A 14377-nucleotide genomic window follows, 5' to 3' on the forward strand; every position below is an offset into this window, starting at 1 on the left:
GCGCGCATGACTGAAGAGGAAGCCCGCAAAAGTCTGCTCGCCCGGCGCGATGAGCTTGATCAGCAGGATGCGATGAGCGCGGAAGGGCGCGAACCCGTGACGCTGCAGCAGGACAGTGTCGGGCGTCTCAGCCGGATGGATGCGATGCAGCTACAGGCGATGGATCTTGCCACGCAGCGCCGCCGCAAGGCGGAACGGCTGCGGATCGATGCCGCACTTGCCCGATTGGAAGACGGCGAATGGGGCTATTGCGCGACTTGCGGAGACACAATCGCGGAAGGCCGATTGCGGCATGATCCCAGCGTTGCCGTTTGCGTAAGCTGCGCAAGGGGCTGAGAGGAAAGAAAAACCCGCTCTCCCGTTTGGAAGAGCGGGTTTCAAAATATCAGCGCGGCAATTCGCTGACGCCCATCAGGGCTTCATCGACCGAACGGGCGCATTGGCGCCCCTCGCGGATGGCCCAGACGATCAGGCTCTGACCACGGCGCATATCGCCGCAGGCGAAGATCATGTCTTCGCTGGTCTTGTAGTCCTGCGTATTGGCATCGACATTGCCGCGATCGGTCAGCGCGACGTTGGTCTGATCGACCAGGCCGGTCTTGCGCGGGCCGGTAAAGCCCATGGCGAGCAGGATGAGATCGGCCGGAAGGACGAATTCACTGCCTTCCACTTCCTTCATCTCGCGCCCTTCCCATTCGAGACGCACGCATTTGAGGCCGGTCACCTTGCCGTCTTCGCTCACCACTTCCTTGGTCAGCACGGCCCATTCGCGATCCGCGCCTTCTTCATGGCTGGAGGATGTGCGCAGCTTCATCGGCCAGTCGGGCCATGTCAGAAGCTTGTTTTCCTTCTCAGGCGGCTGCGGCATGATTTCGATCTGGGTAACGCTTTTGGCACCCTGACGGTTGGATGTGCCGACGCAGTCGGAGCCGGTATCACCGCCGCCGATCACGATCACATCCTTGTCGGTCGCGGTCAGTGAGCCGCGCGGCGCGGCGCGCAGTTCATCGTCGCCAGCATTGCGCTTGTTCTGCTGGGTCAGGAATTCCATCGCCAGACGCACGCCGGAAAGCTCCGAACCCGGAATGTCGAGCCAACGCGCCTTTTCCGAACCGCCGGACATCACGATGGCGTCAAAATTCTCGCGCAGGGATTTGACCGAGACGTCCACGCCTACTTCGGTGGAGGTGCGGAAATTGATCCCTTCGGCTTCCATCTGCACCATGCGGCGATTGATCAGATGTTTTTCCATCTTGAAGTCGGGAATGCCATAACGCAGCAATCCGCCGACCCGGTCGCTCTTTTCGAACAGGGTGACGCTGTGGCCGGCGCGTGCCAGCTGCTGGGCGCAGGCCAGACCTGCCGGGCCGGAACCGACCACGGCCACGCGCTTGCCGGTTTTCTTCTCCGGCATTTGCGGCTTGATCCAGCCTTCTTTCCATCCGCGATCGACAATCGCGCATTCGATCGACTTGATCGTTACGGGCTCGTCCGTGATGTTCAGCGTGCAGCTTGCCTCGCACGGGGCGGGGCAGACGCGGCCGGTGAATTCGGGGAAGTTGTTGGTTGAATGCAGCACTTCGAGTGCATTCTTCCAGTCCCCTTCATAGACCAGATGGTTCCAGTCCGGGATGATGTTGTTCACCGGACAACCATTATGACAATACGGAATGCCGCAATTCATGCAGCGGGCGGCCTGATTCTTCAGCCCTTCCTCGCTATGCGGAATTGTGAATTCGTCGTAATGTTTCAGCCGTTCCTGCGGATCGGCATAGGTGCGATCCTGGCGATCGATCTCGAGAAAGCCGGTTTCCTTACCCATTGTCTGTAACCCTTATTCGGCCGCTTCGGCGGCAGCTTCTTCGCGTTCGGCTTCGAGCTGTTTCAGCGCGCGGGAATAATCGCGCGGCATGACTTTCACGAATTTGCCGAGTGCATTGTCCCAATCGTCGAGCAGTTCTGTCGCCCGGCTGGAGCCGGTATGCAGCTTGTGCCGCTCAACAAGAATACGCAGGCGTTCGGCATCGTGACGCAGCATGTCACCCATGCCGCCATCATTGACCCCCAGCGGGCGCTGCTGCGGACGGCCAAGGCCTTCATCCTCGTCCGGCTGCGGCGTGACGGCGCTGAGTTCCACCATTGCCATATTGCAGCGCTGTTCGAATGTCCGGTCGGGATCGTAAATATAAGCGATACCGCCCGACATGCCGGCTGCAAAATTGCGGCCCGTCTGGCCGAGTACGACCACGACGCCGCCGGTCATATATTCACAACCATGATCGCCAGTGCCTTCGACCACCGCGAGGGCGCCCGAATTGCGCACCGCAAAGCGTTCACCCGCGACGCCATTGAAATAGGCTTCCCCTGCAATCGCGCCATAAAGCACGGTATTGCCGACGATGATATTGTCATTGGCGGTACGGCCCAGGCCATCGGGCTGGCGCACGATTACGCGGCCGCCGGAGAGTCCCTTGCCGACATAGTCATTAGCATCGCCCACCAGATCCAGCGTGACGCCATGTGCCAGCCATGCAGCGAAGCTTTGCCCGGCAACACCGGTGAAATTGATCCGCAGCTGTTCAGGTTTCAGCCCGGCATGGCCATGTGCCCGGGCGATTTCACCCGACAGCATCGCGCCGACCGTACGGTTCACATTGCGGATCTGCCGGTCGAGAACCAGCGCTTCGCCGGATTCGATCGCGGGTTTGGCTGCTTCGATCAATTCGACGTCAAGCGCCGCACTGAGGCCGTGTTCCTGCGTTTCGGTGTGGCGGAGCTTCTTACCTTCGCCCAGCGGCACTTGATAGAGCAGACGCGACAGGTCGAGCCCTTCGGCCTTCCAGTGCTTGATCGCGCGGTGCGTATCGAGCCGGTCGACCCGGCCGACCATTTCGTCGATCGTCCTGAAGCCCATCTCCGCCATGATCTGGCGCAGTTCCTCAGCCACATAGAAGAAATAGTTGATCACATGCTCAGGCGTGCCGACAAAGCGTTTGCGCAATTCGGGGTTCTGCGTCGCGACACCGACCGGGCAGGTGTTGAGATGGCATTTGCGCATCATGATGCAGCCCGCGGCGATCAGCGGCGCGGTGGCGAAACCGAATTCATCCGCGCCCAGCAATGCGCCAATGGCGACATCGCGGCCCGTGCGCAGCCCGCCATCGACCTGCACCGCAATGCGGCTGCGCAGATCGTTGAGCAGCAGGGTCTGCTGGGTTTCGGCCAGGCCGATTTCCCAGGGGCTGCCGGCATGGGTGAGGCTGGTCAGCGGCGAAGCGCCGGTACCGCCATCATAGCCCGAAATGGTCACATGGTCGGCACGTGCCTTGGAAACACCCGCAGCGACCGTGCCCACGCCCACTTCAGACACGAGCTTGACGGAGATCCGTGCGCCGGTGTTCACATTCTTGAGATCGTGAATCAACTGCGCGAGATCTTCGATCGAGTAGATGTCATGATGCGGCGGCGGGGAAATAAGCCCCACACCCGGTGTCGCGTGGCGGACTGCACCGATCACCTTGTCGACCTTATGGCCAGGCAATTGCCCGCCTTCGCCAGGCTTTGCGCCCTGCGCCATCTTGATCTGAATATCATCCGCATTGACCAGATATTCAGTGGTCACGCCGAACCGGCCCGAAGCGACCTGCTTGATGCTGCTGCGCATCGAATCGCCATTGGCCATCGGGGTGAAGCGATCGACTTCTTCGCCGCCTTCGCCCGTATTCGAGCGTGCGCCGATGCGGTTCATCGCAATCGCCAGCGTGGTATGCGCTTCACGGCTGATGGAGCCATAGCTCATCGCGCCGGTGGAGAAACGCTTCACGATTTCTTCGGCGGATTCGACTTCGTCGAGCGGAATCGGGTTTTCCGCCTTCTTGAAATCCATCAATCCGCGAATGGTCAGCAGCCTTTCGGACTGCTCATTGATGCTGCGGGCAAATTCCTCGTAATTCTTCGGGTTATTGCCGCGCACTGCATGTTGCAGATTGGCGATATTGCTGGGTGTCCAGGCGTGATCTTCGCCGCGCAGGCGATATTGATAGATCCCGCCGACATCGAGCATGTTCCGGTAGATCGGATTGTCGCCATAGGCCCCAGCATGACGGCGGACCGATTCCCTGGCCACTTCGGGCAGGCCGATGCCTTCGATCGTGGTGGCGGTGCCGGTAAAGAACTTCTCGACGAATTCGGTGGAGAGACCAACCGCGTCGAAGATCTGCGCACCGCAATAGGACTGATAGGTGGAAATCCCCATCTTGGACATGACCTTGCGGATGCCCTTGCCCACAGCCTTGATGTAGTTTTGCTCAACCGTTTTGGTATCAAGTTCGGGGAACTTGTCCCGCCGCAAAGCTTCCATGCTTTCGAAGGCGAGATAGGGGTTGATCCCTTCGGCGCCATAGCCGGCCAGCACGCAGAAATGATGCACTTCGCGCGCTTCGCCGGTTTCCACCACCAGACCGGTCTGCATACGCAGGCCCTGGCGCACGAGGTGATGATGCACGGCGGCGGTCGCCAGTGCAGCCGGCATCGGGATGCGGTCCTTCGATTCCGCACGGTCCGACAGGATCAGGATATTACGGTCCTGCAGCACGGCCTCGGTTGCCGCCCAGCACATTTCCTTCAAGGCCATTTCGAGACCATCGGCCCCGGTTGCGGCATCCCAGGTGATGTCGATCGTTTCGGTACGGAAAGCGCCATCCATGCTCTTTTCGACCGAGCGGATTTTTTCCATGCCCTGATTGGTCAGGATCGGCTGGCTGACTTCCAGACGCTTATGCGTGCCAGCATCGCGGCCCAGCAGGTTGGGACGCGGGCCGATCATCGACAGCAGGCTCATCACCAATTCTTCGCGGATCGGATCGATCGGAGGATTGGTGACCTGCGCGAAGTTCTGCTTGAAATAATCGTAGAGCAGACGGCTCTTGTTCGAAAGCACGGCAATTGGCGTATCGGTGCCCATGGAACCGATCGGGTCATCCCCGGCAGTCGCCATCGGTTCCAGAAAGCGGCCAATATCTTCCTGCGTATAGCCAAAGGCCTGCTGCCGTTGAAGCAAGCTGCTTTCGGTATTGCGCACGGCTTCGTGATCGGTTTCGATCGCTTCCAGCTCTTTCAGCTTATACTGCGCCTGATCGAGCCATTCGGCATAAGGGTGGGCGTCGGCAAGCTTGGCCTTTACTTCCTCATCCTCGACGATGCGGCCTTCTTCCAGGTCGATCAGCAGCATACGGCCCGGCTGCAGCCGCCATTTGCGGATGATGTCCTCTTCCTTGAAGGGCAGCACGCCGCTTTCCGATGCGAGGCAGACGATATCGTCCTTGGTCACGCAATAGCGCGCGGGGCGCAGACCGTTGCGGTCCAGCGTCGCAGCAATCTGACGACCATCGGTGAAGGCCAGTGCGGCGGGCCCGTCCCAGGGTTCCATCAGCGCGGCGTGATATTCGTAAAACGCCTTGCGCGATGGATCCATCAGATCATTGCCGGCCCAGGCTTCGGGCACCAGCATCATCATTGCATGGGCCAGACTGTATCCGCCAGCCAGCAGCAGTTCGAGCGCATTGTCGAGACACGCCGTATCGGACTGACCATGCGGGATGATCGGCCACATCTTGTCCAGATCCGCGCCGAGCAGCTCCGATTCCATCGTGCGGCGGCGGGCATTCATCCAGTTCACATTGCCGCGAACCGTGTTGATTTCGCCATTATGCGCTATCAGGCGGAACGGCTGGGCAAGGCGCCAGCTGGGGAAGGTGTTGGTCGAGAAGCGCTGATGCACCAGTCCCAATGCAGACACGCAATCGGGATTGCGCAAGTCGTCATAAAATGTCTCCACCTGATTGGCGAGGAGGAGGCCCTTGTAAACGACGGTGCGGCTGGAGAAGCTGGGCATATAGAGCCGGGTGATTTCCGGGTCGTCATGCTTTTCAGCCAGTTCCTGCAGCGGGTTCTGCAGCTGCTTGCGAATCGCCAGCAATTTCCGCTCAAAAGCATCCTGATCGGGGCAATTATCTCCCCGAGCGACAAATGCCTGGCGGATCAGCGGCATGGATTCCAGCACCGCTTTGCCAAGGCCGTCCAGCGTGGTCGGCACATCGCGCCAGCCTACGAGGCGCTGACCTTCCTTTTCGATGTATTTCTCGAATTGCTCGGTCACGAACTGCCGCGCTTTTTCGCCTTGCGGCAGAAAGCACATCGCCACGGCGTAATCGCCGGCTGCCGGGAGGTCGTGCCCTTCGGCATCGGCCCATTGGCGATACAGCTGATCAGGAATCTGCATCAGAATTCCGGCACCATCGCCAAGCAGCGGGTCTGCACCGACCGCGCCGCGATGATCGATATTGGCCAGAATTTCCAACGCCTGGCTTACGATCGCATGAGATTTCTCGCCTTTAATATGGGCGACAAAGCCCACACCACATGCGTCGTGCTCGTTGCGTGAATCGTAAAGGCCTTGCGGGGCGGGAAACTCGGTCAACTTGTCCATCCTGTATCGAGCGGGAAAGATCGCCGCTTCATCGTCGGGTTTTCCGGCAATGAAACGCGACCCACCCCAATTTAGGTGCTCCAAAAATGTCGCGAGATGCTCCCATGGCGACACGAAGATGTTTTGGCAAGGTTCTGGATAGCATAATCCATGCCTCGCCAGCCCATGCAACCATCGCGCCGGACATGAACAGTGAGCATCAGCCGCTGTTTTCGGATTGATTATGCCTTTTGAGGCGGGATTAAATCAAGACGCTCTAAAATCAGTTTAGCTGACGCGCTGTAATTTGCGCAAGGCTTCGCGCAGGGCCTGTTCCTGATCGCTCCGCGTCGCGGCATTTTTAGCATCGGCAACGGAATTTTCGCGGGGCGGATCAAACGGGCGGGTAATGCCGGATTGCTCCCTGACTGACTGATTATCGCTACGCGGCGCCGCATTGCCATTCTCAAAGGCAAAGACGTTCCCATTCGCGCGCTGCGCTGAGTCATCCTGCTCCTCAAAATTCTCCGGAGTCGCGGAATCGTCGGAATCGCTGGTTTCGGTCACTTCGGAAAAGAAGCTGTGCAGCCCCCCCATATCGGCATCATCCTCGCCGACATTGCGATGATCCTGAACTGCTTCAATCGCCTCATCCGAAAAGAATGCCTCGCGCGCTTCGGCGGCGCTGCCGGGGGTTGCAGGGGGCTCGTCAATCATTTGAAAAGTGTGGAGCTGCAGGCCGTGCGCTTCTTCTTCAGCTTCCTTGCGCGCTGCCGCTTGTGCACGGCGTTGAGCAATCGACAGCGCCAGTCTCTGGGTCAGTTCGTCGAGGCTGAGGTGCGATAGAGGCGCAGAAGCAAGTTCTGCTGCAGAATCGATTTCGGCATTTGTAAAGGGTTCGTCGCCGGGCGCCAGACTGGCATGTACAGTGTCATCGTCGATCAGCTCGGCCTTGCCTGCCAGATAATCCGTTGTCACACCGTACTCCGCCGCATCTGCGCCAGCTTCTGTAAAGGGGTGGTAGGTGAAACCGTCCTCAGTGTCGGCTGCGTCCTCCGCCACCTGATTGGTTTCTATTTCGAAGATGCCTTGAGGATTTTCAGGCTCATCAGTCAGCGCGGCTTCAGCCTCGTCGAAAGGATGCAGGGAAAGACCATTGGCGGAATTTTCATCCAGGCTCGCGGTCAGCACATGACCATGCGTTGCACTGTAATCCGTGCCTTCAACGTCGAATCCATCTGCTCCCAGCTCTTTATGTGCGGCAATCGGGCGGCGGCGTCTCGGCGTGGCGGCGACGTCGTTCGAAGCCTCATCTTCCTCGACCCGCTGGGCAAGACTGTTGCGCTGTGCTCGCGCGACCTGCCATGCCAGCAAATAGCCCAGGCAGGCGCCGCCCAAGGCGGCGACGGCGGCAATCAATCCATGGGCTGTCGAACCAAGCGGAGCGGCCGCACTGGGAATGATATCCGGCAGGCCAAGTGCGTTTACCAGCCGTTCCAGAACGACATCGGGGAGCACCAGGCTGCCAAAGCCGAGCAATGCGGCGAACCACAAGGCGACAATCGCAGGGAACAGCGGATGTGCGCTGATCGGTGACTTGTCACGCTCAGTCGCGAAACTTTCATCCTGTGTGATCATCTCATTCCCAATCCATATCGTGAAGGCCGCGATAGATTACGCCGCTCGAGCTTGCCGGTTCCGTTCTTCCTGCGCGAGGACATTGTTATAGACGTCCCGATACTGGGCGACATTTGTGGCCCAGTCGTGGTTCTTTGTAACATTATTACGCCCTGCATCGCGCATATTTGGCCAGTCTTCGCGTTTCGCAATCAGTTCAGCCAGAGCCTGGGCGCAGTCATGCGGCGAGTCGGCGGTGAAGAGTGAGCCGGTTACCCCATCACGGATCAATTCGCGGTGTCCCCCGACATTCGATGCGGCGACGATTTTTCCCTGCGCCATGGCTTCGAGCGGTTTGAGCGGCGTAACCAGATTGGTCAGCCGGCTTGCTTTGCGGGGATAGGCCATGATGTCGCATAGCGAGTAATAGCGTTCGACCTGATCATGCGGCACGCGCCCGGTAAAGTGGATGGCCGATGCCGCGGGGGAGCGTGCAGCCTGCTCCGCCAACGCATCTGCGCACGGGCCTCCGCCGACCAGCAGCAGCCGTGCCTGTGGCTGGCGCTCCAGCAATAAAGGCATGGCGGCGATCAGATCGTCGATCCCTTCATAATCGTAAAAGCTGCCGATAAAGCCGATAATCGGGCCGTCACCGATATTCAGCGAATCGGCGAGGGCTTGATCACGCGGCAGGGGTTTGCCGAACATGGACAGGTCCACACCATTGGGCATGATGCTGATCCGGTCTGCGGGGAAGCCGCGCGCGATGAGATCGTCCTGCAACCCGTTGCAGATGGTGACGACGGCATCGGCCCGGCGAACCACGTTATTCTCCAGCGCTCTGGTCAGGCGATAACGCAAGGACCGGTCTGATCCCGTGCCATTGCCGACGGCGGCATCTTCCCAGAATGCGCGTATTTCATAGACCACTGGGATGCCATGGCGGCGTCCCGCAGCAAGGGCAGCCATGCCGCACAGCGCCGGGGAATGCGCATGCAGAATATTGGGCTGAAACTGGGCAATGACTTCGCCAATCGCTGCCGAAAGCTTGCGGATTTCCTGCCATTCGCGCCAACCAGCGGGGCCGTTTGCCTGCCCCGGTGTGCGGTGGAATTCGAGATTGTCGGCATATTCGGGATTTGGCCCCTTGGCGCTGTGCCGCAAACCGGTGATTCCGCGCACATCCATACCGCTCGCCTGCTGCGCTTTCAGAATAGCGCGCGTGCGAAAGGTATAGCCGCTTTGCAGCGGCAAGGAATGGTCAAGGATGTGCAGTATTCGTGTCATCTGGCGGTGTATGTGGCATAAGAAACTTAACGGGGTGTCAACTATGGCTGATTAAGTAAGCCTTTACCGAGCGAAGGGGCCGGCAAGTTGGGGAAGCGGTAGTCTAGTGATCGACAAGCTGGTTCTGCTTATGATTCATTTTCTGTTGGCTGTCGCTTTTTGGCGGCTGCTCATGCGGGATGAACTGGACGCTGATCCTGATCTGAGCATTTCGGAAGAGGCGCCGGTGTCTGAAAGAGACATGCCGGAGGGGAACACGCGCCCCGGTCAGCATAATGCTTGATCTGTTTTTCATCGGCTTCATCGGTTTGGTACTTCTGGCCGGACTGAAGCGCCCCTTTCTGTGGGTGCTGCTTTATATCTATATCGATATTCTCGCGCCGCAGAAAATCGGCTGGTCTCTGGTCACGGTCATTCCGGTGTCGCTGATTGCGTTTGTGGCGGCGTTTGGTGGCTGGCTGGCTCTGGATGAAAAAGAAGGCAGCCGCTTCACCATGCGTCAGGCCTTGCTGGCCATCCTGCTGGTCTATTGCGGTGTTTCCACATTATTCGCCGTATTTCCGGAAGCGGCCGAGGCGAAATGGTCATGGGTCTGGAAAGCGCTGCTTTTCGCGCTGTTCCTGCCGCTGACCTTGCGGACGCGATTGCGGCTGGAGGCTGTCGCCCTGACCATGGTGCTGACGCTGGGCGCCATCGTGATTTCTGGCGGTATCAAGACCCTGGGCGGCGGCGGCGGCTATGGCATGCTGCATTTGTTCGTGAATGATAATACCGGCCTCTATGAAGGGTCGATCTTGTCCTGTGCCGCGATTGCATCCATTCCGGTCGCTGTATGGCTGATGCGTCATGGCACTATCTTCCCGCCCGATTGGCGGGTCCGCATATTTGGGGCAGGCCTGATTTTTTCCAGCCTGCTGATCCCCATCGGCACGCAGGCGCGCACGGGACTATTATGTATCGGCGTGCTGGGTGTGTTGATGCTGCGCAGTGTGCGCTACCGCACATTATATGTTGCGGCGGCAGGCCTGGCATTTCTGGCGGCGGTGCCGTTTCTGCCGCAAAGCTATGTCGACCGGATGGGCACGATTACGAAGCACGAAGGGGATGAATCTGCATCCACTCGCATCGCCGTATGGGGCTGGACGCTGGATTATGTGAAGGAGCATCCGCTGGGCGGAGGCTTTGACGTCTATCGCGCCAACAGTTTCACCTATTTTACGCAGGTCGTCACTGGTCCCGCTGACAATCGCGAAGTGACCTATCAGGAAGTGACCGACAGAGCGCGCGCCTTCCATTCCTCTTATTTCGAAATGCTGGGCGAACAAGGCTGGCCGGGGCTGATCCTGTGGGTCTGGATACAGCTGCTGGGTGTCTGGCAGATGGAAAAGATTCGCTGGCGGATGGCACGCAGCGATGCAGGCAAGAAAAGCTGGCAATGGGGTCTGGCCACTGCCCTGCAACAGGGCCAGATCGTTTATCTGGTCGGCTCGGCCTTCGTGGGCATTGCCTATCAACCCTTCATCTTCATGCTCGTGGGGCTGCAATGTGGCTTGTGGAGCTATGTCCAGAGGACTGAAGCGCCCGCCGCGCGGGGTAAACGTCATGCGCTGCGCGATGAAAAAGCCCGCTTGAGCGAAGATCACCGGCCCGCGTGGCAGAAGTGATGCGGGCGGCGGCGTAATGCAGCGCTTGGCTGTTATCGTCTGGAAGCCAGTTGCCGCAAGAACCAGCCGGGCCAGCCTTATTTCTTGCGGCTATTCGCGCGTATCCATTCTTCCAGCACCGGAGCAATGCGTCCGCGCCATTTGCTGCCATTGAAAATGCCGTAATGGCCCACATCGCGAGCCAGATGGTATTTCTTCATTTTCACGGGCAGTTTTTCGGCCAGATCCAGAGCGGCGCGGGTTTGTCCGATGCCGGAAATATCGTCCCGCTCCCCTTCAATGGCGAGCAAGGCCGTATCGTGAATGGCAGAGGGGTCGATTGCCGTGCCGCGATGGACGAATTCGCCCTTGGGCAGCGAATGTTCCTGGAACACATGTTCGATAGTCTGGAGATAGAATTCGGCGGTCATGTCGCAAACCGAGAGATATTCGTCGTAGAATTTCTTGGTCGCATCCGCGCTTTCCTGATCGCCCATGGTGAGGTGTTTGAACATCTCGTAATGGCTGCTCAGATGGTTCTCGAAATTCATCGAGATGAAACCGGCCAGCTGCAAGAATCCCGGATAGACCTTGCGCCCGCCGCCCGGATGATTGAGCGGCACGGTGGCAATCACATTGTTGCGGAACCAGCTCAGTGGCCGTTCCATTGCCACATCATTCACCGACGTCGGGCTGGCGCGTGTATCAATCGGGCCGCCCATCATGGTCAGGCTGGCCGGACGATTCGGATTCTTGTCCTTGCCCATAATCGCTGCGGCGGCAAAGGCGGGAACGGCCGGCTGGCACACGGCCAGCATATGCATGCCCGGCCCCAGGAATTCGAGATATTCGATCAGATAATCGATGTAATCATCCAGATCGAAGCGCCCGGCCGATAGCGGCACCATCTTGGCATCGGCCCAATCGGTGATCCAGACGTTCTGATTTTCGACCATCCGCTCTACCGTACCGCGCAGCAGCGTGGCGTAGTGGCCGCTCATGGGCGCAACTATCAGCAGGCGCGGCGCGTCTTTGGGCAGACCTTCGCGGCGGAAATGCCGCAAGCTGCCGAAGGGTTTTTCGAAGACTACATCTTCATGAACGGCATATTCCTTGCCCTCAACCTCGACCGAATCGATGCCAAAGACCGGTTTCCCGCGATCTTCATAGATATGGGCAAACACCTGCAGCGCGCTCGCCACCATCGGCCCCATACCGAAATAGCCCATGGGTAATGCCGGATTATTCAGCAGTTCCGCGCCGATAGAGGCCCAGTTGCTGGCGCTCGACAAGAGCGACCGGTTAAATTCATAAGCTTGATACAGCATGTGGCATTCCTAACAGCGCGCCTCTTTATAGCAGGTTCTCGGCGCAAACCTTACATCACCCCTAATGTTGCACTGCGGCATAATAGTTTCAATAGCTACAGAGGTAAAATGCGCCCGAAACAGGGGCTTGAAACCAACTGCTTCAAACTGGGGCATTTATCGGCTAACGGCCCCGTATGGCTCGTTCCCCTAAGTCTTCGCGTTCCGAAGTAGCCCCCGCCGACACGCTCGGTCCCTTGCGCATGATCTGGCAGGCTGCGGCCAAATATCCCGGCCGTGTGGCGCTCGCCTGTGTGGCGCTCACGGTCACTGCAGCAGCCACTCTGGCCGTTCCGGCGGCTTTCCGACTGATCATCGACCGCGGATTTTCGGAGGGCGCGGGCGATACGGGCGATATCGCGCGCTGGTTTCGCTATCTGTTCGTGATTGTTGTCGTGCTCGCGATCGGCACGGCCAGCCGGTTCTATTTCGTCAGCTGGCTGGGTGAACGCGTGGTGGCGGATATCCGGTTGGGCGTGCAGCGCAATCTGCTCAGGCTTTCTCCCGGCTTTTTCGAGGAGAACAGCCCCACGGAGATCTCCTCCCGCATGACCGCCGATACATCGCAGATCGAGCATGTCGTGGGCACGACGATTTCGGTTGCCTTGCGCAATTTGATCATGGCGCTGGGCGGGGTGGTTTATCTGCTTTATCTCGCCCCGGGTCTTACCGGTCTGCTGGTTATCGCGGTGCCGGTCGTCTTGTTGCCGATTGTCTGGTTCGGGCGCCGCCTGCGTGTCGTGTCCCGCGAAAGTCAGGACCGGGTCGCCGATGTCGGTTCGATGGTGTCTGAAGTGCTGGGCGCGATGAAGATCGTGCAGGGTTTCAATCAGGAAAGCCGCGAAACCGGGCGCTTTGCCGATGCGGTGGAGGACACATTCGATACGGCGCGGCGGCGGATTTTCCTGCGCTCCCTGATGACCGGAACCGTCATTCTGGTGATTTTCGGGGCGATTACCGGTTTGCTTTGGCGCGGCGCCTTGCAGGTTGCCGCCGGATCTCTGTCAGGCGGGACTATTGCAGCCTTCGTGCTGACCGGTGTGCTGGTGGCCGGGGCCTTCGGATCGCTGACAGAGGTTTATGGCGATTTGCTGCGCGGTGCCGGGGCGGCCAGCCGATTGAACGAATTATGGCGCGAACGGCCCGTAATTGCCGCGCCTGTCCGTCCACAGCGCTTGCCAGAGCCGCCGCGCGGCGGCCTGTCCTTCCAGAATGTCACATTCCGCTATCCCACGCGGCCAAAGGACGCGGCGCTGGCGGATTTCAACCTGACCGTGGAGCCGGGAGAAACGGTGGCGATCGTTGGGCCGTCAGGCGCCGGGAAATCCACGATTTTCCAGCTGGTGGAGCGGTTTTATGATCCCCATGCCGGGACGGTGCGGCTGGACGGGGTTGCCCTGACTGCCGCCGATCCCGCCGATATTCGCAGCCGGATCGCGCTGGTGCCTCAGGAAGGCGTGCTGTTTGCCGCCAATGCGCGCGATAATCTGCGTTATGGCGCCTGGGATGCCAGCGATGCGCAGATCTGGGACGCGGCACGCGCTGCCAATGCGGAGGAATTCCTCCGCAATCTGCCCGATGGTCTGGATACATTCCTGGGTGAAGGCGGTGCGCGCCTGTCAGGCGGGCAGCGTCAGCGTGTGGCAATTGCCCGTGCGCTCCTGCGCGATGCGCCGATCTTGTTGCTGGATGAAGCAACCAGCGCTTTGGATGCCGAGAGTGAGCAGCTGGTGCAGCAGGCGCTGGAACGGTTGATGCAAAATCGCACAACCCTGGTCATCGCGCATCGTCTCGCCACTGTGCGGGAGGCGGACCGGATCGTGGTGATGGAAGAGGGCCGGATTGTCGAACAGGGCCGTCATGCCGATCTCGCCAATGCAGGTGGCCTTTATGCGCGCCTCGCATCGCTGCAGTTCAACACGCCGCTTGATCCCGGCGCAACTGGCTGATCATCTTTTCTGGCTAGAAACAACCAGCAACGCAGTCCTCAAGGCTCC

General features: G+C 59.4%; 8 protein-coding genes. 3 read left to right on the forward strand and 5 right to left on the reverse strand.

Going from position 1 to position 14377, the window contains the following annotated elements:
* Positions 1–6: 6 nt before the first annotated feature.
* Positions 7–336: a TraR/DksA family transcriptional regulator gene (locus tag GRI91_RS08615; RefSeq protein WP_160736236.1), complete on the forward strand. Its 330-nt coding sequence runs from the start codon at positions 7–9 to the stop codon at positions 334–336.
* Positions 337–385: 49 nt separating this feature from the next.
* Here the strand turns inward: GRI91_RS08615 and GRI91_RS08620 are convergent, their stop codons facing one another.
* The 4 genes from GRI91_RS08620 to GRI91_RS08635 all read right to left on the reverse strand — a co-directional run bounded on the left by GRI91_RS08620 (position 386) and on the right by GRI91_RS08635 (position 9370).
* The gene (locus GRI91_RS08620) at positions 386–1822 is read right to left on the reverse strand and encodes a glutamate synthase subunit beta (RefSeq protein ID WP_160736237.1); all 1437 of its coding nucleotides are present in this window, start codon (positions 1820–1822) and stop codon (positions 386–388) included.
* A 12-nt stretch (positions 1823–1834) separates the two neighbouring features.
* Complete coding sequence (gene gltB / locus GRI91_RS08625; protein WP_237437752.1) at positions 1835–6478, reverse strand: glutamate synthase large subunit; 4644 nt, start codon at positions 6476–6478, stop codon at positions 1835–1837.
* Positions 6479–6754: 276 nt separating this feature from the next.
* On the reverse strand, positions 6755–8104 hold the full coding sequence (locus GRI91_RS08630; RefSeq protein WP_160736239.1) for a hypothetical protein: 1350 nt from the start codon (positions 8102–8104) through the stop codon (positions 6755–6757).
* Between the two features lie 36 nt (positions 8105–8140).
* Entirely contained in the window at positions 8141–9370 is a 1230-nt protein-coding gene (locus GRI91_RS08635) for a TIGR04063 family PEP-CTERM/XrtA system glycosyltransferase (protein WP_160736240.1), read from the reverse strand.
* 275 nt (positions 9371–9645) lie between these two features.
* Here GRI91_RS08635 and GRI91_RS08640 point away from each other — a divergent pair, with 275 nt between their 5' ends.
* Positions 9646–11034 (forward strand): putative O-glycosylation ligase, exosortase A system-associated, encoded by a 1389-nt coding sequence (locus GRI91_RS08640; RefSeq protein WP_160736241.1) that lies wholly within the window; start codon positions 9646–9648, stop codon positions 11032–11034.
* A gap of 77 nt (positions 11035–11111) precedes the next feature.
* Here the strand turns inward: GRI91_RS08640 and GRI91_RS08645 are convergent, their stop codons facing one another.
* Positions 11112–12341, reverse strand: coding sequence for a polyhydroxyalkanoate depolymerase (locus tag GRI91_RS08645; protein ID WP_160736242.1), 1230 nt, complete (start codon positions 12339–12341; stop codon positions 11112–11114).
* Between the two features lie 176 nt (positions 12342–12517).
* Between GRI91_RS08645 and GRI91_RS08650 the strand changes: the two genes are divergently transcribed.
* A complete protein-coding gene (locus tag GRI91_RS08650) occupies positions 12518–14329 on the forward strand; it encodes an ABC transporter transmembrane domain-containing protein (RefSeq protein WP_160736243.1) in 1812 nt (603 codons plus the stop codon).
* Positions 14330–14377: the final 48 nt, after the last annotated feature.

The sequence above is a fragment of the Altericroceibacterium endophyticum genome, from assembly GCF_009827595.1.
Classification (GTDB): Bacteria; Pseudomonadota; Alphaproteobacteria; order Sphingomonadales; family Sphingomonadaceae; genus Altericroceibacterium; species Altericroceibacterium endophyticum.